Here is a 20291-nt window from a genome sequence, read left to right as displayed (position 1 = left end):
ACACGTTCTGACTACCGTTTTCTTCAAGTGACGTCCTGACCCTGTTCGAACGCAGCTGCCTTCGTCCACCCGGGGGTTTTGAGCCAGCTGCCCCGCGCCATCATGTAGGCCGGTTCCAGCGTCTCTTTGTTTACAAGCAGCAGATCTGCATCAAATCCCGCTTTCAGCCTCCCTTTTTCCTTCAAACCGAGGGCGGCAGCGGGAGATGACGTGACCGGCCGCAGGGCTTCTTCCAGCGGCAGACGATGGTGCAGATACAAGGACTGCAGGGCATGCAGCATGCTGCTCATTCGACCGACTCCAAGATGAGAAAAAGATCCCTGTTCATCGAAGACTGGCAGGCTCCCCTGTGCATCGGAGGAAAACGTCACCGCGTCTGCCGGAACACCCTGCTCTTTCAGCCACATATACGCACGTGCCGGCTCAAGCAGCTCATCGTCTACTTGGAGCGCACTGGTCGTCAAATCAATTATTCCCCCAGCTTCAGCAAAGCGTCTTCCGGCCTCCAGCAGGCCTCTGCTCCGATTGATATGGGTAGGAAGAAATTGCGTGATCGGAAGGTCGGACTCCCGAACGGCTTGTTCCAACAGGGTTACATGCTCCGCGCCGGGACCGACATGCACAATCATCTTTCCACCCTTCCCTGCCAGCATGCCACCGGTTCTTGATGCCGCTGCTGCTTCTTTCAGCTGCTGCAGCGACGGCTGGGAGCTCCGATGATCCGCTACGGCCGCTTCTCCCGTCCCGATTATCTCCTGAACGAACAGCAGGTCTTTCTGGATGGATCCTGTTAAGGTCTGAAGAGGAAAATGGTAGCTTCCTGTCATGCAATAGCAGGAGAGGCCTTCATTCGTCAGCCCTTTTGCTGAGGCTGTAAGATCCTCCATCGATCGGGTAATCCCATCCGTACCGATTACACCGACGACGGTCGTCACCCCCGCTTCCAGGCAGTCCTGAAGCGCCAGCGGAGGGGTTCTCGTATGAAAACCACCTTCCCCTCCTCCTCCAGTAATATGCACATGGCCATCTACCAGACCCGGAACGGCCACCAGGCCTCTTCCGTCCGTTACTTCCATCTCATCGGAAGGTTCAATCCGACTGCGGACAGCCGCAATACGACCGCCGGCGATGAGAATGTCCGCCTGCCCTTCGTCCTCTGGCGTGAAGAGATGTGACTGTTGTATTAAGTGAATTCGTGACATGGTGATTCGGCACTAGTGTGCCTTCTCTCCTTTCCATACAGGTCTGTTCACTATTCAAAAGATGTACTTGATACCTGCTCCTGAACCAGGGACGGCTCCTGAAGAAGAAGCGCACGCAGCAGACGACAGCTTCCTATGACATCTCCTGCTTTCTACGAGGAATAAAAGCGCCTTTTGATCGGAACGGCGTGTACCGCAAGTTCTTTGAGGGGAGCATGGGTTCTTCATGCTTCCCGAGCAGTTGAAAGAGCCGCCGGCTTCTTCTATGAAAACTTATACATTCCGATTCTTCAAAAAAAAGCGCCGCGTATGCCGCAGTGCCGTAACCTGTTGTCGATCCAGGGCAAAATCGCGCCGGAAGGCCCTCCCGGCGCGATGCATTCCCGCTTTGTTCTGCTGTCATGCGTTCCGCTGATCAGAGCAGCAGCAGGGCTGCCGTCAGCGACAGAGCGCCACCCGCAGCAAGCTGAATAGATGCCGTCGACGGCTTATACATAAAGCTTTTCCAGATTAAGTGGTAGACCCCGAGCATCAGCAGCATAAACACGATGCCATCCCAGAAGGGGGAGATGAACGCAGGATCGGTGGATTCATTGTAGATGCCGTAATTCACCGCCATGGCTGCCAGCCATCCAGCGAATAGAACGAGGCCTGTCCATTTCATGATTGCCTCCACAACGCTTCCTCCTTTCTATGAGCCATGTCTGCGTCCCAGCATACCTGGAAAACCGCCGCGATTCAAGCCGTTTCCCTCTAGGCTTTTCCTTCATGTACTGGAGTATAGTGATACACCGCTTCCGGCGGAAGAGGCCTGCTGTAATAAAAGCCCTGCATTTCGTCACACTGCAGTTTTTTCAAATATGGGAACACGTCGGCTTGTTCCACTCCTTCGGCCGTGACTTTCATGTTCATGTTGTGGGCGAGCTGGATGATGGAGGTGACGATGGCCTGATCGTTTTTGTTGTCCACCATCTCCTTGATAAAGGATTTGTCTATTTTTAACGTGTCCACGGGAAACTGCCTCAGGTAGGAGAGGGAGCTGTAGCCGGTGCCGAAATCATCGATGGAAACACGGACGCCGGCGGACTTCAGCTCTTTCAATGTCCTGACGTTGTCGGATTGATGATGCAGCAGATCGTTTTCCGTGATTTCAATGTTCAAATAAGAAGCGGGGAGTCCTGTATGTTCGAGCGTTTCCTGGACGAGACGTGAGAAACGTCTGTCCTGAAATTGAGACGGGGAGATATTCACTCCTATACGAAGAGGCTTTCCCTTCCGGTACCACTCTGCGCCCTGTCTGCAGGCTTCTTTCAGCACCCAGCTGTCAACAGCCGGCATCCAGCCGGCTTCTTCCGCAGCAGGCAGAAAAACGCTGGGAGGCACCAGTCCGAGCTCCTCGTCCTCCCATCGGATCAACGCCTCCACACCTGTGATTCCTCCGGTGCGGAGACTGATCTGAGGCTGATAGACAAGGTGAAACGCAACATCTTCTACGGCTCTGCGCAGACGGGTTTCCAGCCACATTTTCCGGTCGTATTGTTCTGGGAGCGCAGGATGAAAATACACGCTTGTTCCCATCGGCTGGTTCTTTGCGTGCTGCGCAGCCATGGAGGTGTGTTTCAGCAGCTGTTCAACCGTTCCTGCATCTTCGGGGATCCGGGAGGCCCCGATACGGACAGACAGATTGACCTCTTTGTTATGAACAAAGAAGGGAGTATGAAACAGATACAGCACGCGGTCAAGAAACGGCTGAATGCTTTGTTGATCGAAAATCCCCTCGATCAGAAACGCAAATTTATCGCCCCCGTACCGGTAAAGCTCCACCGTCTCCTGCTCGAGCGCGGCTAATGCCGCAGCGATCTGTCTGATCAGTTCGTCTCCCGTGAAATGCCCGAGGGTATCATTGAAATATGTAAACCTTTCGATATCCAGCAGCAGCAGTGTCGCCGCATCCGATCGATGCATCTTGTCCGAGAGCTTCGTTTCCAGCTTTTTTCGATTTTTCAGCCCTGTCAATTCGTCCCGGTGATGCAGCGTCAGCAGTACTTCCTCTGAGTGCGCAAGGCAGCTGATATCTTCATGCAGCAGGAGGTAGACACCTTGATCGGGAAGGTCGATATAGGACATCGACACACGGTACGTTTTCTTGCTGCTGCTGTTCAAAACGAGTGTATACGTGCCGGACTTTTTCTCTGCCAGGTTGGCACTCAGCCTTTCCCATTCTCCGCCTGCACTCGAAGGATCGACCAGCTGCCGGTATGATCCTGATTTCCCGGCGGCTCCCATATCGGCTGCAAACGTTTCTGTACAAGCCTGGATCTTCCCCTCCGGATCCAGGATAACAGCACAGGATATGGTGGAAAAAGCACCGAGAAGCTCGTCCCCTGCCAAAGCGGGTTCTTCTCCCGCCCATTCCTGAAACGAGATCCATGATCCCGCTCCCCTCTCTTCTTTCCCGCTCATACCACCATCCGCCCCTTCATTATCTAGTCAAAGCCGAACTAAGTATGCAACTATTATAACACACCGTTTTGCTCAGCCACGCTTTTTCTGCGGACGTCGAGTCGGGATGGATGGTCCGGCAGGAGCTTTTCGCTCCACGTGGACGTTTGCATCAGAGGGATGCATTACCGCCTCTGCTTCTTCCAGCCGGCTTCTGCCTGACATCAGGTGAGCTGGATTGGCAGGCGTCTGCAAACGGAGCTTCCCCGGCTCCCACCCAGGGGTGTGCGGGTCATGTCCGCTTCTTCGGCAGAGCTGTCAGACGGATTTCTTCCTGTGCGGCGAAAAAAGATTGTTTGCAAAGACTTTACGATGGGAAAAGAGAAATAAACTACCTTTCCTGTAAGGAAAGAGAAGGGGGTCTGATGATGGAATGGTCCAATCTTCACAGTGGACGTTTTGAGAAAATCGGGTTTGATGAGGAGTTGAAGCAGCTGCACGTGCGTTACCAGGACGGCGGCTACCAGATCTTTTACGAAGTAAGAGAAACGGAATACCTCGGCATGATGAGGTCAGATGATATGGAAGCCTTCTTTGATGATAAAATTAAGGAAAAGTTCCCTTCTACTGACGTACACGGATAATACGCGGAATCCCCCTGCGGCGTACCTGCCGCAGGGGGATTCTTTACGTGGACAGCGCTCGAATGACGAGCCCCATGCCCCGGTTCTATTCCACATTCGATCAGCCTGTTACGACGAAACCGAAAATCAGGACGACGACAAGTGCCACAATGAACTGAATCCAGAACACTGTTTTCTGTGTTCCTTGCAGGGTTCCCTTGCCGCTCCGTGTGGCAATGAGTTCCATCACAAAAATCAGCCAGAATGCCAGCATGCCTTTCACGACTGTCGCCCAGTATGGATTCATGATAATCATCGCGATTCCTGTAATCAAAAGCAGGATGTAGAACACCCTCAGCACCATATGCATGATCTTTGCCGGCTTCGCTCTGCCGGAACGGTAAAAAACAGCAATCAGTACAAACAAAACAACACTCACCAGCCAGAACAGCGAGTGGGAGTGCAGAAACATATCATAACTTCCCAACATCTTTCCCTCCCTTCCACAAATCACACTTCTGCTATTATAGTAAAATTTCCTTGATACCGCAAAAAAAACTTCTCCTGTCAGCCGGCAGAAGAAGCCATTCTTGCCATATAGTAACCGACACCCCGGACCGTCTTGATATATTCCGGACGTCTCGTGTTTTTTTCGATTTTGCCGCGGATCCGGCTGATAAACACATCGACCATCCGATCATCATCGGACTCTCCAAATTCATAAAGCATCTGATGAAGCTGCTTCCTGGAGTGGACTTGTTCCGGATACTGCAGCAGGTAATGAAGCAGTTCCCATTCTTTTCTCGTCACATCCACCGGCTGGTCCTGCACTTTCAGCAGATAGTCATCCACATAGAGCTTGATGCATCCATTCGTAAGAATAGCACCGTTCCGCTCTCCGCCATGCTCCCTGCGCCGGCCGAGCGATTCTCGGCGGAAAGCCGCTTTCATCCTGGCTGCAAGCTCCTTCATGCCGACCGGACGGTACATACAATCATCAACGCCAAGCTCGAGGTGAAGCGCACACTCAAATTCACTGCAGCTGTCTGTAATGAATAAGAGAGGGACCCAGACACCGGATTCGCGGACGCTCCGGCAGATCTGCTGCCCATCCCAGCCATCTTCTGTAGAGGAAACGACAATTCCGTCGATGTTCCATGTTCTGAGCGCTTTCCAGAATTCGTCCTTTTCCAGCACGCCGATGACCTGCCATTCCGGCATTGTCTCCGCCAGTCCGGTGGATTCATCCTCATTTCCTCCGGCAAATAGAATCGTTTTCGTCATACGCCCTCCTGCTGCAAAATAAGCTGCCTCGTACGATCAGCGCATCGGACACCGCTGTATCAGTTTAAATCAAACCTGCGTCCATTCACTTCATACAGCACCCATTCGGCAATGTTCGTACAATAATCCCCAATCCGCTCCATGTACCGGGCTGTAAACGCAAGCTGAATCGTCTCATCCGGATGCATCTCCGACTGGAACATCTCCTTGATCAACTTCCCGAACACTCTGTCTACTTCGTCATCCATGGCCGCTATCTGCTGTGCTTTCAGCGGATCCTGGAGTTTATAGGATTCGAGTACGTCATCCAGCATCGCCGACACGTGATCGAAAAGATAGTGAAAGTCCGATTCGAAGACGGCAAAGGCCTCATGGTGACGAAGGTGCAGATACGCTTTGGCCATGTCTACACTCAAGTCGCCGATCCGCTCCAGATCACTGCTGATCTTCAGGCAGACAATGACATGCCGGAGATCTTTCGCTACCGGCTGCTGCTTCGTCATGATCAGGGTCGCTTTCTCGTTGATTTCCATCTCTGCTTTGTTCAGCTCAGCATCCTCTTCAATGATGTCTTTCAGTAACGCACTGTCTCCTTTGGATGCGGCTTGATACACCCGCTGGAAACTCGATGCAGCCATGGTACCGAGATCGAGCAGATCTTTTTTTAAATCTTCCATTTCTGTAAAAAAAGCTTGTCTCATCATGGGATGACCCTCCTTATCCGAAACGCCCGGTAATATAATCTTCCGTTCGATCGTCTGACGGGTTGGAAAAAATACGATCTGTCGTATCACATTCGACCACTTCCCCATTCAGAAAGAAGGCGGTACGATCGGAAATACGGGCAGCCTGCTGCATGTTGTGTGTAACGATCATAATGGAATACGTTTCTTTTAATTCGCGGACGAGCTCCTCTACTTTCATTGTTGACTTCGGATCGAGCGCAGACGTAGGTTCGTCCATGAGTATGACATCCGGCTCTACCGCCAGGCACCTTGCAATACAGAGCCGCTGCTGCTGCCCGCCGGACAGACCAAAAGCGTTCTCATGAAGGCGGTCCTTCACTTCTTCCCAGATTGCTGCGCCTTTCAGACTTTCTTCCACGATCTGCTCCAGCAGCTGCTTGTCCCGGATGCCGTGAATCTTCGGGCCGTAGGCGACATTTTCAAAAACGGATTTCGGGAATGGATTCGGTTTCTGGAATACCATGCCGACTCTCGTTCTCAGTTCTTCTACCGGAAACCGCCGGCTGAAGATGTTTCTTCCCCGATACGAAATATTTCCTGAAATGCGCACTTCCGGGTTCATTTCGACCATCCGATTCAGTGTCTTCAGATAAGTGGACTTGCCACAGCCGGAAGGACCGATGACCGCGGTCACTTCCTGCTCTCTCTGTTTCAGATGAATGTTATGAAGTGCTTGTGTCTGCCCATACCAGAGGTTGACTCCCTGTGCTTCAAACACGGATTCCCTTTCTTCCTCAGGCTGTTCTTGAATGGAGACGTTTTTTTTCATGGATAGTTCTGTCATAGGAATCCTCTCCTTTAAAGGCGTTTCTGGAATTTATTGCGTACCAGGATCGCAGTTGCATTCAATATAAACATCATGACGAGCAGGACGATGATGGTAGCAGCGGCAAGGGCGGCGAGATCATCATTCAATGCTGCATCGATCGTCCAGTAATAAATCTGGACCGGCAGTACGGTGAAACTGTCGAACATACTCGATGGGAGCGGAATCAGCAGCGCCGGAATACCAAGCGCAATGAGCGGCGCTGTTTCTCCAATAGCACGCGACATAGACAAAATCATCCCTGTCAAAATGCTCGGAAGCGCAGCTGGGAGCACAACACTCCGGATCATCTGCCAGCGTGTCGCCCCCATCCCGTAGGAAGCCTCACGCAGATAGGATGGAACCGCCCGCAGCGCCTCCTGTGCACTGACGATAACGATCGGCAGGACAAGCAGCGACATCGTTAATGCACCGGCGAGAACAACCGAGCCGAGCCCGAGTATACGGACGAAAACGGTCAGACCAAGCAGACCAAAAACAATCGATGGAACACCGGCAAGGTTCGATATATTCGTTTCAAAAAAGGTCCGCACTCTTCCTTCTTTTACATACTCCTCAATAAACACGGCTGTCGCCACACCGATGATCATCGTTAACGGTCCGGTGATCATCATCAGCCAGAACGTTCCGGTGATGGCTCCGATCACACCAGCTTCTGCTGCGTCAAACGAAACCACGCTCGTGAGGAAATTCCAGTTCAGCCATCCCCAGCTGTCTGAGATGACATCGTAGAGAAGGACAGCGAGGACAACGAGGCCGAACAGCGTGGAACCGAGGAATAATCCACGGACGATTTTATTGATCGCAATCCGTCTGGGCAGACTTTTCGCGACGGCCTCCTGATCCATCATCTGCATATCAGTACACCTCCCTGAAACGTTTCGATATCCACTTCGCGAGCATATTCATCGCGAGCGTGAAGAAGAACAACGTGATGGCAACGGCATACAGGCTGTAGTAGGCGGTTGTTCCTGCTCCTGCATCCCCGCTCGTCACTTCCACGATATACGCTGTCATCGTCTGCATCGACTGGGTAATATCAAAAGTCAGGTTTTTATTACTACCGCTCGCAATCGTAACAATCATCGTTTCTCCGATCGCCCTCGATATACCGAGGACAAAGGAGGCGATGATACCCGAAATGGCGGCAGGAATGACAACACGCACCACAGCTTCAAATTTCGTTGCACCGAATGCCATCGCGCCTTCTCTCATGGAATTCGGAACGGAACTCAAGGCATCTTCCGAAAGCGAAGCCACCATCGGGATAATCATGATTCCCATCACAATCCCCGGGCTTAAAATATTCGTCCGGTCCAGCATCGGGATAATCTCCCGGAGGACAGGCGTGACAAAAGTAAAAGCAAAAAAACCGTAAACGATCGTCGGGATACCGGCGAGCACCTCCACGATCGGCTTCAATACTCTTCTCGCCTTATCCGTGGCATACTCACTCAAATATACTGCTGTCGTTAATCCAACCGGTACTGCGACAAACATAGCAATCACCGTAGACAGCAGGGTAGCCGATAAGAGTGGAAGAATACTAAAGGAAGGATCACTCCGGTTTAACGGCTGCATATCTGTAGAAGTGAAAAATTCTCTGAACGACACTTCTGAAAAGAACATCACCGTCTCGACCATCAGCGTCAGCAGAATGCCGGCTGTCGTAAGAACCGAGATCGATGCAGCTCCTGCGAGGATAAATGGTACGAGTTTCTCTAGTTTTCTGCGTTTACTTTTACTACGCTGTTCTGCAATCAAATTGCTTACATTCGTTGATGAAGCCATCTCTAACATCCCTTCTCTGAGTCATTGCCTGTTTACAGGCGCCCCCTGACATGATCAGAGTGTGAATTCTGTTATGCGCACGGATGTCCCCTGCCGGGCATTGCCCGGCCCGAGGGGACCTATACTGCAGTATCGTGTTATTCTATTGATTGAATTTCTTCGAGCTGCTCCTGCAGCTGTTCTTCCGGTAGAGGAGCAAATCCAGTATCAGGTGCAAACGTATCAACGTTGTTAAACACGTAATCGGCGAAATCACCTACTGCAGGATTGTCTCTTAACGAATCAAGATTAATGTTGGTGAATACTTCCCGTGTGTAAGGAGCGTAGTCTCCTTCGAGGTCGATCGTGTCCAGGGAAGGCGTTACATGTCCATCTCCAAAGTCAATGGAAACAACACCAAGAGCATCTGAATTGTTCTCGTAGTAACCAAATCCGAAGAAACCGAAGGCATATTCGTCGTCATTGACAAGCTCGACGAGGGTTGGATACTCCTGCTGCAGGTTTGTGCCATCCTTCAAATCCTGCCCATCAATCAGCTCATCGATGAAAAATTCGTATGTTCCGTGATTTTCATTCGGACCGTACGTATTGATTTCTTCCTCCGGCCATTCATCCCGGATATCCGACCACATCACTTCATCATCGTCATTGACAGCTCCAGAGACAAAAATGGATTCTACTTCTTCTACCGTCATTTCTTCGGCCCAGTCATTGTCTGGATGCGTGACGATCGTCATGCCGTCCAGAGCTACCGGGAATTCCATGCTTTCAATCCCATTTTCCTCCATCATCTCTTCTTCTTCGTCACTGACAGTACGGGAAGCATTAGCGAAATCTGTTTCTCCTTCGACATACCGCTGCATGCCTGCACTTGTACCCGCTCGACTCACTTCTATGCTAACTTCCGGATTCTCTTCGGTCATATACCCTTCTGCAACCCGGGACATTAATGGATAAACCGTGCCCGAACCATCGATGTTGACTGTTCCGGAAATATCCCCGTCGGATCCTTCTGCGCTTTCCTCAGCTTCGTTGTTACTGCCTGCTTCGTTATTGTTGCTGCTTCCTGCTGCAGTACCGTTGTTGTTATCATCATTTCCACATGCTGCGAGAGTTACCAGTGCGCTTGCTGCAATTAGTCCCCATGCTTTTCTCATTGTTTTATTCCTCCCGGGTATCGTTGTTTGACTCACAATGACGAGTATAGGCTTCTTTTGTTAACTGCATATATAAGCTGTGTAAAGAATCATAAAGAACGTGTAAAGGTTTTATTAAGCTTTCACCGGAAGGTAACATCCATAGTACGCCTTTAGGAACGACGACAAAAAGCAGAAAAAAGGGCACAATGCAGCCAGAGCTCCTTAGTGGAAAAGGCGTTTCTACTCGTCTACGGCTGCCGGAGCAGCCGCCGAAACGAAGTAATGATGGGCTTCCTGTTAGATCGTGTCTGTCATCGCGGCGCAGCTCGGTCGTTCAGACCGCCGGCTCGGTCGCTCGGCGCCGGCGGGCGGTCGCTAGGCAGCCGTCCGCAGTCACTCAGAAGGGAAAAGTGGCGCTTCAGGCGCTGGGCGGTCATTCGGGAGGGCGCATCGGTCATTCAGCGGAAGCCGTCGGTCACTCAGCGAAGCCGAGCCGCCACTCGCCTTTCATCTCTCAACGCACTGCAGTCAAGTCCTTCCAAATAAAACCTTGTACTTGAACAAAAGCGCGGAGCGTCTTTTGGTCGGAAGAGCGTGTACCGCATGCTTTTCGAGGGAAGAAAGAGGTCTTCTCTCTTCCCGTGCAGCGCATGAAGCCGCCTTCTTCTTGTATGAGAACCTATACATTCCTATACTTAAAAAAAGAGGCCCTCTCCTGATTCCGGAGAGGACCTTTCAGCTTGTTGATGAAGGATGAAGAGAGGTATATATCTTCTTCTCTTTGTCTTTTCTTTTTCGCTTGGTGGCGGACACGTTGTAGAAAAGAGACCTTTCCTCCTCTGTAGAAATGTATAAGAAGCTGCAGCCTGGAAAACTATTTTACCTCTGGCTCTTCCATTAGAAGAGGTCCTGACAGATCAGGACCCATGATCAGTAAGTGTGCGGACGTTCCAATTACTTCTCATGCCATGATCTCTGGCGTCCTTCCGCTGCCAGTTTAACTACCCCTGTGTAGACGGCAGAAGCTTCCTCCTCCAGCTGGGCGTGCCTGCCGAAATGAGGCAGGTGGGTGAGCCACAGCTCCTTTGCCTGAGCTTTCTCTGCCACGATGCCGGCTTCTTCTGCCGTCATATGACCAAAGGAGGCTGCGTCCTGTCCGGCATAGAAGCTTGCTTCAGCGATCACAAGATCTGCATCTGCTGCGAATGTCGCCAGCTTGTCCTCGTAGGACGTATCCGCTGTATAGACGAAGGTGTTTTTTCCATCGGATACTTTCACCGCTGCACAGGGCGCAGGATGTTTCGTCGCCTGGAACGTGAAGACAAGGTTCCCCAGGTGAAGGGTATCCTGCACATCATAATACATCATTTCCGTACTTCCTTCGCGGTGATAGCTGGCGAAAAAATCCCGGTCACTGACGGGAGCCGCAATCGTTAATGGTGCAGCCGTATGTTCCAGCGCCATATCAACGACCCTGCTGTAAGTAAGGACGCCGAGATCCGCCGTATGATCATGATGCCGGTGGCTCAGCAGTACAGCATCAAGACCAGCCAGGTTGACGTGCTGCTGCAGATGGCTGACAGCCCCACTCCCGCAGTCGATCAGCATGCGGTATCCTTCATGTTCCAGCAGGTAGGCACTGGTGGCTCCTCCAGCTTCCGGGTAGGCTCCCCACCAGCCTATGCATGTCATTTTCATCGTACCCCTCCTGTGCGTAGTTTCTTCCTTCGGGCGGCTTGGATGTAAACCTGCTCGAATGCTTTCGTGCTGCCGGTATACATCCCTTACGGTCAGAGCCGCTTTCACCCTGCTGGGAGATCTTTTCTTCGAAATAAGCTCTGTTAAGGATGGTGTTGATATAAAAAGGACGCCTGCGGCTCCTCTTTCTTCGCTTCCGCGGAGAAATCCTTCCGCTGTCTCTTCCTTTCGTCCTGGATGATTTTCACGCTTTCTTTTTCCACAGGCCTCTGAACAAAAGTGCCAAGCGCCTTTTGGTCGAAATGGCGTGCGGAGTCGCTGCAGGCTTTTTTAGGGAAGAATACGTTCTTTGTTTCCTCCCGAGCAGCGCATGGAGCCGCCGTCACACTGTATGAAAACTTATACATTCCTATCATGCGAAAAACGCCTTGCCTGTGCTTTTTTGATAGATAATTGGAGAAAGAAACCATCTATGTCTTTTCTTTGGAAAAGCAAGAACGAGGCGGAGGCCTGTGGAAGATCGAGCGGCGCAGCGAGGAAGCGGAGGAGCTCGTCCACGGCAGGCATGCCGAATGGAAGGGAAGGATTCTTGTATCAAAAGGAACATGATCAGAACCTCGAAATAAAAAAAGCCCGGTATCCATCACGATGGAATACCGGGACACCAGGACATGTTACGCTTCCTGTACTTCTTCGTACACGCTGACGCGCTTGCGGTCACGTCCTACACGTTCGAATTTAACAACACCGTCTACTTTTGCAAACAACGTGTCGTCGCCGCCTCTGCCGACGTTAACTCCTGGATACACGCGGGTACCGCGCTGGCGCACGAGAATGGATCCTCCTGTTACAGCCTGGCCGTCTGCGCGCTTCGCACCAAGACGTTTCGACTCTGAGTCACGACCGTTTTTTGTACTACCTACACCCTTTTTCTGGGCGAAAAACTGAAGATCGAGTTTCAGCATCATGGTCTTCACCTCCTGTTTGAATCAAGATGTCACCTGGATAAACTGTCCGTACTGCTCTTCCATCGTCTGCATGGAAACACGGAGGCCCTCCAGGAGTGTCTGTATTTTCTGAACATGCTCCGGACGGATATCATCCGGCAGCGATGCTGCAAGCATGCCGCCATCTTCCATCTCTACATCCAGGGCAGTACCCGTCAATTCATACACGGCATTTACTGTACCAAAAGACACAGCCGATGCTCCTGCACAGACGAGATCGTATCCGTATGGACCCGATTCTGCATGCCCCTTCATCGTAAACGAGGTGATATCTCCTGAAGCATCCCGTTGAAAACGTACATCAATCATACGCTTATGCGTTGATTGCGTCGATCGTTACCTTCGTGTAAGGCTGACGATGACCCTGCTTACGACGGTAGTTCTTCTTCGCCTTGTATTTGAATACAGTCAGTTTCTTGCCGCGGCCGTTCTTGTCGACCTTGGCCGTTACTGTTGCACCATCAATAAGCGGAGAACCTACTTTTGTTTCGTCACCACCGACAAGCAGAACACGGTCGAATGTAACAGTTTCACCAGCTTCTGCATCGATTTTCTCGATGTAGACCTCCTGGCCCTGCTCCACCTTTACCTGCTTACCGCCTGTTTCGATAATAGCGTACATATTGCGCACCTCCTCTTGGACTCAGACTCGCCTTTGCAGGTGCACTGGGTGCTTATAACCTGCTCCGAGCGGTTACAGTCATTTGGCGCGCAGCCAAATAACCAACAAAAGAAATAGTACCACGTAATCCCAGCCGCGTCAATTGGTTGCGCCATATCTTCTTTCGATCGAAGAAAGAAGAACGTCTTCCCTGCCGGTCTGCAGAATCGACCAGGATGGCTCGCCCGCTTCCTCGACGGTAAACACCCTTGTCGGTACCTCTTTTGCTGCTGCTTCTTGACGGACCATCTCCGCCAGATTCGGACGGCACTGAACGAGAACGGCTTCCGCTCCCAGCTGCTTCACTTCCAGCATCAGCGCCTCGACCGCCTCCTGCGCCGAGGGAACACGGCCGGTACCACCGCAGACGGTGCAGGACTCTGTCCATAACTGTTTCAGCGGCTTCTGTGTCTGTTTCCGCGTCATTTCCACCAGGCCGAGTTTGGTCATGCCGTGCACCTTCGTGATGGTGCTGTCCTGCTTCAGTGCACGTTCCAACGTCTGAATGACGGCCTGTTTGGCTTCTTCACGGGCCATGTCAATAAAATCGATGATGATAATACCGCCGATCCTCCGCAGCCGAAGCTGTTTGGCGATATCGACCGCTGCTTCCTCGTTGACGCTCTGAACCATCGTTTCAAAGTCGGCCCCTTTCATCCGGTACCTGCCTGAATTGACATCAATAACCGTCATGGCTTCGGTTTCCTCTATATGAAGAGAGGCCCCGCTTTTCAGCCGGACAAAATCCTGCAGCGTCTGATCCCAGGCGGCATCCAGCTGGAACGTGCCGAAGAGCCGCTCGGAAGGATGCCAGTGCACGGCGGCTTTTCCTTTTTGGAAAACGGCCGCCGCCTCCGCGTCGTTCGTATGAAGGACATGGTCCGGATCAAAGGCGTAGTGCCGGTAGACCCTTTGCAGCGTGCTGCCTTCATGAAACACGACCTCCCCGCTGCTCGGGTTCCTGCTCAACATCGTTTCATACCGGCTGCGGAGCATGAAAAACTCTTCCTTCAGTTCCTCGGTACAGGCTTTGGCCGCAGCGGTCCGGATGATGACTCCTTCCTGCTCCTCCAGCCACGTCGCTGCTTCTTCCCGGAATAATTTTCTCGTTTCTTCCGGCAGCTTTTTGGAGACCGCACAATATCCGGCAAACGGTTCGTATACGAGAAAGCGTCCGGAAAAGCTGAGCAGCATCGTTAAAGAAGGGCCTTTCTCCCCTGCCGCTTCTTTTTTCACCTGGACGAGCACGTCGTCTCCAGCCTGCAGCAGTTCCGTGATCGCCGGCAGGCGCTGCTCCTGCAGCTTCGCCTGCTGATGCAGAGGGTGTTCTTTTTGATGCAGATACCCCTCTGCCTGACCGTCAAGATGGATGAACGCAGCATTCATGCTCTTTTTCACTTTGCTGACACGTCCCTGGATGATCATGCCCTCCTGCCATCCTCCGCTGTCATCGTCAACCAGCCATTCCTGGACTGCTCCATGCTCTATAATCCCGGCACGATGTCCGCCTCGGTATTTTTCCATCACTATTTCCCTGTGCATACATGCCACGACCTTTCCAGGTAGCTGAACCGGCCGATCGGTTCAGACATAGTTAACCTGTCGTCTATTGTACAACAGGAGAAGCACCTCCGCCCAGTCAAGGTCGGGAAATCGATGATTCTTACATTTTCTTCATCCAGTAATTTTCCAAAGGAGCGGCTCTCATCGTGTCCCCTGCCAGTTTTTCGTTTGTCAGCATGTTCTGCAGCGGTTCCGCCGGCAGGGACAGCTCTACTTCCTTGTTCGACGTGTTCACGATCACATAGACCGATCCTCCTTTGTCCGGATCGCTTCTCTCCACACAGAACACTGCAGGATGAAGGCGGTGGATGGTCTGTGGTGCATGAGGATGAAAAGCTGGCTCCGCAGTCCGGATGCGGATTCTGTCTGCACATGCATGGAATATCCTGTGCCGCAGCGACTGCTCGTCCGACAACGCCGCCTCGACTTCGTCCGCATCCAGTACTTCCCGGTTAATCGACCGGCTGCGTCCTGTTTCACGTACCCCTGCCTGATCATTGACGGAGCCAAGCAGGCTGTGAATATAAATGCCGGGCATCCCCTGCAGCGCCAGCAGAATGGACTGCGCGGAAATGAATCGGGCCGCCCGCTGGTGCTCTTCTTCTTCCGGATGGGAGAGCGCGTCCAGGTAATTACTGTTTAACTCATACGGACTCTGCGTGCCGTCCCCATTGTCTTTATACGAGACCAGACCGCCGTGGGCCTTCACCTTCTCGGCCATCGCTTCTATTTCTCGTTCCGACAGCAGCCCTTTCGCGGGAACGACGCCAATCCCGTCATGCGAAGCGAGAAAGTTGAAGAACGCTGTTTTCTCCGACGGCGCTTCGATCGTTTCCGCCCAAGCGGACAGCACGTCCGTCCGCTGTTCATGAAAACTATGGAGCACGAGCGGCGGCAGCGGAAATTGATACACCATGTGTGCTTCGTTCCTCCCGTCGCCGAAATAAGCGATGTTGTCCTCATGCGGGACGTTGGTTTCTGTTATCAATATCGTCCCTGGTGCTCCCGCATCCATCAGGAGACGGAAGAGCTGTATGAGCGCGTGCGTCTCATCTAAGTGAATACAAGAGGTGTGCAGCTTCTTCCACATGAAGCCGACCGCATCCAGCCGGAGGTAGTCCGCTCCCTGATCCACGTAGAAAAGGAGGATGTCGACGATGTCCAGAAATACGTCCTCATTGGCGTAGTTCAGGTCGATCTGATCCTCACTGAACGTCGTCCAGACATGGGTCGTTCCCTCCGCCGTCTGCACCGGCGTGAGAAGGGGTCTGGCCCTCGGCCGGGTGACGGAAGAATAATCCTCCTCCGGATCGGAGACAATGAAATAATCCTGATAACGGGGGTCCCCCTCCCGGAAACGCTGAAACCAAGTACTCGCCTGCGAAATATGATTGATCACAGCATCGAACATGACATCCACCTCGCCGGCAATGGCCTGGATCTCCTCCCAGCTCCCGAGCCGGGGATCGACTGCCGTATAATCCTGCACGGAAAACCCGTCATCCGAGGTATATGGATAAAAGGGGAGCAGATGAACGGCGGAAAGCAGGTCTGCAGTATGGTTCTTCAGAAATTGATGCAGGGTCCACAGCGGCTTCTCTCCGCTCCTTCTGATGCTTCCACCATACGTAATCAGCATGGTATCTTTTTCGGAGATAAAATCCGCTGACGCTCTCTGCTGCGGCCGGTCGGCAAGCATGGTCTCCAGCCGCCGGAAGACAGCGTCTTCTCTGTCTCCGTATACGAAGCGGAGTTTCTCTCTAATCCATGTTTCTTGTTCGTCTGTAAACATCCATGACCCTCCTTGAACGATTATTCTTTATGAAAAGCGCTGCAGATCCCAACCGACACGGGTCACGTCCGAAAACACGAAGCAGCAGACGATGACCGGCAAGCCGCCGGTTTCGCTGACAGCAAAGAGAGCCGCCCCGCCGATAATGGGAGCGGCTCCAGACAGAGCGCATCCGTGCGTGGATGCACCTTCCGTCTCTGATGCCAAGCAACTATTCTTTGACCGATCCGGATGTCAAGCCTGCCACAATTCGACGCTGGAAGATCAGTACGACAATGACAATCGGTATCGTCACGACGACGGTAGCGGCAGTAATATCTCCCCACGGAATAGTGAACTCCGACTGATACATCGACAGACCGACCGGAATGGTTCTCCAGTTGTCATCCGAGTTGATCGTTAAGGCGAAGAGGTATTCGTTCCACGCCGCAATGAAAACAAGGATGGCCGTCGTAAAGACCCCGGGAGCGGCCAGAGGGAAAATGATTTTCCGGAACGTCTGAAACGGCGTAGCACCGTCCAGTTTCGCGGACTCTTCCAGCTCAAAAGGAATTTTCTTAAAAAAGGTAGCCAGGATCCAGATCGCGAGCGGAAGACTGATCGTGATGTACGGAATGACCAGCCCGAGATAGCTGTTCCGCAGCCCGAGAGACTGGATCAGGTTAAAGATAGGTGAAATGATCGCAATCTGCGGAAACATCGCTGCCGCCAGAACGATACCAAGAATGGTCCCTTTGAATTTAATAGGCAGCCTGGTGACTGCATAGGCGGACAGGGAAGCGACAGAAATCGCGAGTACGGTCGTCAGCGTCGAAACAGCAATACTGTTCCACATGTACAACAGCAGTGGTCTTGTTTCAAACGCATTGATATAAGACTGCAGTGACGGATTTGTCGTGAACCAGTCAAATCCGGAGTAAATTTCATTTACCGGTCTGATCGAAGTGAGAAACACCCACAGAAACGGAAACATCGTCACAAAGATGAAGATACTTAAAAACACATAAAACCAGATGCCTGCTTTTTTCCTCACAGCGGATACCCCCTTTTCTTACGCTTTTTTGTCATCAAACAGATCGGAACCGATCAGCTTAATGAAAATGACACTGATTATTGCCACAGAGACGAACGTGATGACGGAAAGAACCGATCCTTCACCGAAATTCTGCTGCGCAAAAAGTACTTGATAGGCATAAACCGAAATGGACTCTGTGGCGTTAGCCGGCCCACCGCCTGTCAGTACGTAGATCAGGTCAAACACCCGGAAGGCATCCAGTGTACGGAAGAGCAGCGCTACCAGTATGGCGGACTTCAGCATCGGCAGGGTAATGTACAAAAACTGCTGGAATCTTCCTGCGCCATCGACTTCCGCAGCTTCGTAGAGAGAGCCGGAGATTGTCTGCAGCCCTGCCAGCAGAAGCAGCGCCATATACGGCATCGTTTTCCAGACATCTGCAAGTATGATGGAGAACATCGCTCCGGAGCCGGTACTGAGAAGCACAGAGGCATCCGATATGAGCCCGAGCTGTTCAAAATAATGGGCGATGATTCCGAACTGTCCATCGTACAGATAACTCCACATCATCGCACTGACAGCCGTCGGAATCGCCCAGGGGATCAGTACTGCTGCCCGGACAGCGCCTCGTCCAATGAAGGCGCGGTTGATGACCAGCGCAACCGCAAGGCCGATCGTCAGTTCAAAGAAGACGGAAACGACGGTAAAGAAGACCGTGTTCCATAATGACTGCCAGGTCCTTGCTTCTGTCAAGTAGGTGGCGTAATTGGATAAACCGATGAAGTTCGGCCGGATCATCGACCGGTCAATCTGATCGACGGTGCCGTCCAGGCTGTTTACAGCCTCCTGCACCTGCTCATCTTCTGTCTGATCGGATAAACTGGTGAGCATCTCTGATACATCTTCCAGTGCATCAATGTAGGATTCCGAGAAATCATTATTAATGCTTCCGTATCGAAGATCATCATCGGTGACCGGGTCGAACTCCATGACCATCTGATCGACCTCAGCGAACTGGTCGCCGATGCTGTCAGAATCAACGATCTGCTGATGATAATCATCAATAGTGCTGCGGATATTTTCCGCCGTGTCTGCAGCCTCTTCATCCGCCGCAGCAAGGCTGTCAACATCACGCTCGAAGTAAAAATAGTTATCTGCATATCGTTCCAGATCAATCTGATAACTCAATGTTGTCTGGTTTCTTGTCGGATCATTCAGCCGGTAGTCAAACATACTGTTATAAAAAGACTGTGCCACCGGCCAGAGAGTAACAGCAAAAATCAGGATGAGCGCTGGTGCAACCATCAAGTATCCGAGCTGGCGCTCATTCAGCTGAAAACCTTTTTTCTTCTTCCCGCTCATAGAATGTTCCCCCTTTGTCAAACCATTATCACCTGGTCAGTATATCGATTTCATCATCTCTGCAGCTGGACTGCCCTCTCAAGTCGAACCACGCTTGACTAGATGAAGAGGCAGTGTTTCTTTTTGATAAGTAACAGGACCTGCATGATCAATCATATCCATCATCAGCTGCATCGCGCGGATCCCCATCACTTTCGTCGGCTGTTCAATCGTCGTAATGCCGGGTTCGACCAGCTCTGCCAGCGGCTGATTATCAAAACCGACAACAGCGATATCTTCCGGCACCCGCCATTGGTGCAGCTTCGCCTGTTTGATGACGCCGGCTGCTACTTCATCCCCGCCGGCAAAGATCGCCGTCGGCGGCTCCTCCATCCCGCGTATCTCATCGAACACCTGGATGCCATCGCTCAAACCATAAATACCAGTAAAAATGAAGGCGTCTTCAACAGGGAGGGATGCTTCTGCCATCGCCTGCCGATACCCCTGAAGCCGGTCATAGGTTAACTGAATGCGGTTCACCCCACCTGCATAAGCGATGCGGGTATGACCCTGCTCAATCAAGTGCCGGACCGCCAAGTATCCTCCGTACTGCTGATCGCAGCTGATCATCGGCATTTCTGCCTCTTTATCGTATTCATTGCATGTAATGACAGGTCCAAACTTCGTGTAGGGCTCTATCTCTTTCCACGTATTCTGCAGCGAAGCGAGGATCACGCCGTCGACCTGTTTTTTCTTCAGCAGTTCCAAATGCTCCAGCTCGCGCTGCGCATCCAGTCGTGAGTCGCACAAGAGCAGCTGGTATCCTCGATCGGTGGCGGCTTCTCCCATCGCATCGACGAGATGGCTGAAGAACGGGTTGATGATTCTGGAGATGATGACGGCTACCGTGTTGGTCTTCTGCCCCCGGAGACGCTGAGCAGAAGAGTTGGGCACGTAGCTTAGTTCCTGCATCGCCTTCTGCACCTTGATCCTCTTCGATTGATCGACATAAGGATGATTATTGATGACGCGCGATACAGTAGTGGGAGACAATCCCGTTTTTTCAGCTATGTCTTTGATCGTTGCCAACGGTTCTCACCTCTTCTCAGTCTCAGCATCTCCTGAAGCAGGAGAGGGAGCAAACGGCATGTTTACTCCCCC

20 protein-coding genes and 1 other annotated feature are annotated in these 20291 nt (G+C 52.0%); of the genes, 1 reads left to right on the top strand and 19 read right to left on the bottom strand.

Going from position 1 to position 20291, the window contains the following annotated elements; all coding sequences use genetic code 11:
* Positions 1 to 23 precede the first annotated feature (23 nt).
* The 3 genes from iadA to G477_RS18965 form a co-directional block, all read right to left on the bottom strand.
* A complete protein-coding gene (gene iadA / locus G477_RS0106980) occupies positions 24 to 1202 on the bottom strand; it encodes a beta-aspartyl-peptidase (protein WP_205622331.1) in 1179 nt (392 codons plus the stop codon).
* Between the two features lie 415 nt (positions 1203 to 1617).
* Entirely contained in the window at positions 1618 to 1878 is a 261-nt protein-coding gene (locus tag G477_RS0106975; RefSeq protein ID WP_026697333.1) for a hypothetical protein, read from the bottom strand.
* Positions 1879 to 1955: 77 nt separating this feature from the next.
* A complete protein-coding gene (locus tag G477_RS18965) occupies positions 1956 to 3665 on the bottom strand; it encodes a putative bifunctional diguanylate cyclase/phosphodiesterase (RefSeq protein WP_051287770.1) in 1710 nt (569 codons plus the stop codon).
* A gap of 407 nt (positions 3666 to 4072) precedes the next feature.
* Here G477_RS18965 and G477_RS21365 point away from each other — a divergent pair, with 407 nt between their 5' ends.
* A complete protein-coding gene (locus tag G477_RS21365; RefSeq protein WP_170203849.1) occupies positions 4073 to 4288 on the top strand; it encodes a KTSC domain-containing protein in 216 nt (71 codons plus the stop codon).
* Between the two features lie 100 nt (positions 4289 to 4388).
* On the opposite strand, the gene G477_RS0106955 is transcribed toward G477_RS21365, so the two are convergent.
* The 16 genes from G477_RS0106955 to G477_RS0106865 form a co-directional block, all read right to left on the bottom strand.
* A complete protein-coding gene (locus G477_RS0106955) occupies positions 4389 to 4757 on the bottom strand; it encodes a YisL family protein (protein ID WP_026697331.1) in 369 nt (122 codons plus the stop codon).
* 77 nt (positions 4758 to 4834) lie between these two features.
* The gene (locus G477_RS18960) at positions 4835 to 5551 is read right to left on the bottom strand and encodes a response regulator transcription factor (protein ID WP_051287768.1); all 717 of its coding nucleotides are present in this window, start codon (positions 5549 to 5551) and stop codon (positions 4835 to 4837) included.
* A 59-nt stretch (positions 5552 to 5610) separates the two neighbouring features.
* Entirely contained in the window at positions 5611 to 6255 is a 645-nt protein-coding gene (gene phoU, locus G477_RS0106945) for a phosphate signaling complex protein PhoU (RefSeq protein ID WP_026697330.1), read from the bottom strand.
* Between the two features lie 13 nt (positions 6256 to 6268).
* On the bottom strand, positions 6269 to 7081 hold the full coding sequence (gene pstB / locus G477_RS0106940; RefSeq protein WP_035211457.1) for a phosphate ABC transporter ATP-binding protein PstB: 813 nt from the start codon (positions 7079 to 7081) through the stop codon (positions 6269 to 6271).
* 14 nt (positions 7082 to 7095) lie between these two features.
* Positions 7096 to 7980: a phosphate ABC transporter permease PstA gene (pstA, locus tag G477_RS0106935; RefSeq protein WP_026697328.1), complete on the bottom strand. Its 885-nt coding sequence runs from the start codon at positions 7978 to 7980 to the stop codon at positions 7096 to 7098.
* 1 nt (position 7981) lies between these two features.
* Positions 7982 to 8914, bottom strand: coding sequence for a phosphate ABC transporter permease subunit PstC (pstC, locus tag G477_RS0106930; RefSeq protein ID WP_026697327.1), 933 nt, complete (start codon positions 8912 to 8914; stop codon positions 7982 to 7984).
* Between the two features lie 137 nt (positions 8915 to 9051).
* Positions 9052 to 10071 (bottom strand): substrate-binding domain-containing protein, encoded by a 1020-nt coding sequence (locus G477_RS0106925; RefSeq protein ID WP_026697326.1) that lies wholly within the window; start codon positions 10069 to 10071, stop codon positions 9052 to 9054.
* A 936-nt stretch (positions 10072 to 11007) separates the two neighbouring features.
* A complete protein-coding gene (locus G477_RS0106920; protein ID WP_026697325.1) occupies positions 11008 to 11751 on the bottom strand; it encodes an MBL fold metallo-hydrolase in 744 nt (247 codons plus the stop codon).
* A 674-nt stretch (positions 11752 to 12425) separates the two neighbouring features.
* Positions 12426 to 12716, bottom strand: a complete 291-nt coding sequence (gene rpmA, locus G477_RS0106905) for a 50S ribosomal protein L27 (RefSeq protein WP_026697323.1) — start codon at positions 12714 to 12716, stop codon at positions 12426 to 12428.
* 24 nt (positions 12717 to 12740) lie between these two features.
* A complete protein-coding gene (locus tag G477_RS0106900; RefSeq protein ID WP_026697322.1) occupies positions 12741 to 13067 on the bottom strand; it encodes a ribosomal-processing cysteine protease Prp in 327 nt (108 codons plus the stop codon).
* Between the two features lie 4 nt (positions 13068 to 13071).
* A complete protein-coding gene (rplU, locus tag G477_RS0106895) occupies positions 13072 to 13380 on the bottom strand; it encodes a 50S ribosomal protein L21 (protein WP_026697321.1) in 309 nt (102 codons plus the stop codon).
* Between the two features lie 13 nt (positions 13381 to 13393).
* Positions 13394 to 13464: a sequence feature (ribosomal protein L21 leader region), on the bottom strand.
* A 54-nt stretch (positions 13465 to 13518) separates the two neighbouring features.
* Entirely contained in the window at positions 13519 to 14943 is a 1425-nt protein-coding gene (locus G477_RS0106890) for a ribonuclease E/G (RefSeq protein ID WP_026697320.1), read from the bottom strand.
* A 139-nt stretch (positions 14944 to 15082) separates the two neighbouring features.
* Entirely contained in the window at positions 15083 to 16774 is a 1692-nt protein-coding gene (locus G477_RS18955; protein ID WP_035211454.1) for a sugar phosphorylase, read from the bottom strand.
* Positions 16775 to 16985: 211 nt separating this feature from the next.
* Positions 16986 to 17807, bottom strand: a complete 822-nt coding sequence (locus G477_RS0106875) for a carbohydrate ABC transporter permease (RefSeq protein WP_026697318.1) — start codon at positions 17805 to 17807, stop codon at positions 16986 to 16988.
* Between the two features lie 18 nt (positions 17808 to 17825).
* Entirely contained in the window at positions 17826 to 19151 is a 1326-nt protein-coding gene (locus G477_RS0106870) for a carbohydrate ABC transporter permease (protein ID WP_026697317.1), read from the bottom strand.
* A 78-nt stretch (positions 19152 to 19229) separates the two neighbouring features.
* Positions 19230 to 20219: a LacI family DNA-binding transcriptional regulator gene (locus tag G477_RS0106865; RefSeq protein WP_026697316.1), complete on the bottom strand. Its 990-nt coding sequence runs from the start codon at positions 20217 to 20219 to the stop codon at positions 19230 to 19232.
* Positions 20220 to 20291: the final 72 nt, after the last annotated feature.

Source organism: Alkalicoccus chagannorensis DSM 18086 (genome assembly GCF_000429725.1).
Classification (GTDB): domain Bacteria; phylum Bacillota; class Bacilli; order Bacillales; family Salisediminibacteriaceae; genus Alkalicoccus; species Alkalicoccus chagannorensis.
The sequence above is the reverse complement of the archived record's forward strand: the minus strand, read 5'-3'. Positions and strand labels throughout refer to the sequence as shown.

Excerpts from the sequence above, each read along its gene's own strand:
- iadA (WP_205622331.1), bottom strand. The coding sequence starts at position 1,202 with ATGTCACGAATTCACTTAATACAACAGTCACATCTCTTCACGCCAGAG.
- G477_RS18965 (WP_051287770.1), bottom strand. The coding sequence starts at position 3,665 with ATGAGCGGGAAAGAAGAGAGGGGAGCGGGATCATGGATCTCGTTTCAG.
- G477_RS21365 (WP_170203849.1), top strand. The coding sequence starts at position 4,073 with ATGGAATGGTCCAATCTTCACAGTGGACGTTTTGAGAAAATCGGGTTT.
- G477_RS0106955 (WP_026697331.1), bottom strand. The coding sequence starts at position 4,757 with ATGTTGGGAAGTTATGATATGTTTCTGCACTCCCACTCGCTGTTCTGG.
- G477_RS18960 (WP_051287768.1), bottom strand. The coding sequence starts at position 5,551 with ATGACGAAAACGATTCTATTTGCCGGAGGAAATGAGGATGAATCCACC.
- phoU (WP_026697330.1), bottom strand. The coding sequence starts at position 6,255 with ATGATGAGACAAGCTTTTTTTACAGAAATGGAAGATTTAAAAAAAGAT.
- pstB (WP_035211457.1), bottom strand. The coding sequence starts at position 7,081 with ATGACAGAACTATCCATGAAAAAAAACGTCTCCATTCAAGAACAGCCT.
- pstA (WP_026697328.1), bottom strand. The coding sequence starts at position 7,980 with ATGCAGATGATGGATCAGGAGGCCGTCGCGAAAAGTCTGCCCAGACGG.
- pstC (WP_026697327.1), bottom strand. The coding sequence starts at position 8,914 with ATGGCTTCATCAACGAATGTAAGCAATTTGATTGCAGAACAGCGTAGT.
- G477_RS0106925 (WP_026697326.1), bottom strand. The coding sequence starts at position 10,071 with ATGAGAAAAGCATGGGGACTAATTGCAGCAAGCGCACTGGTAACTCTC.
- G477_RS0106920 (WP_026697325.1), bottom strand. The coding sequence starts at position 11,751 with ATGAAAATGACATGCATAGGCTGGTGGGGAGCCTACCCGGAAGCTGGA.
- rpmA (WP_026697323.1), bottom strand. The coding sequence starts at position 12,716 with ATGCTGAAACTCGATCTTCAGTTTTTCGCCCAGAAAAAGGGTGTAGGT.
- G477_RS0106900 (WP_026697322.1), bottom strand. The coding sequence starts at position 13,067 with ATGATTGATGTACGTTTTCAACGGGATGCTTCAGGAGATATCACCTCG.
- rplU (WP_026697321.1), bottom strand. The coding sequence starts at position 13,380 with ATGTACGCTATTATCGAAACAGGCGGTAAGCAGGTAAAGGTGGAGCAG.
- G477_RS0106890 (WP_026697320.1), bottom strand. The coding sequence starts at position 14,943 with ATGGAAAAATACCGAGGCGGACATCGTGCCGGGATTATAGAGCATGGA.
- G477_RS18955 (WP_035211454.1), bottom strand. The coding sequence starts at position 16,774 with ATGTTTACAGACGAACAAGAAACATGGATTAGAGAGAAACTCCGCTTC.
- G477_RS0106870 (WP_026697317.1), bottom strand. The coding sequence starts at position 19,151 with ATGAGCGGGAAGAAGAAAAAAGGTTTTCAGCTGAATGAGCGCCAGCTC.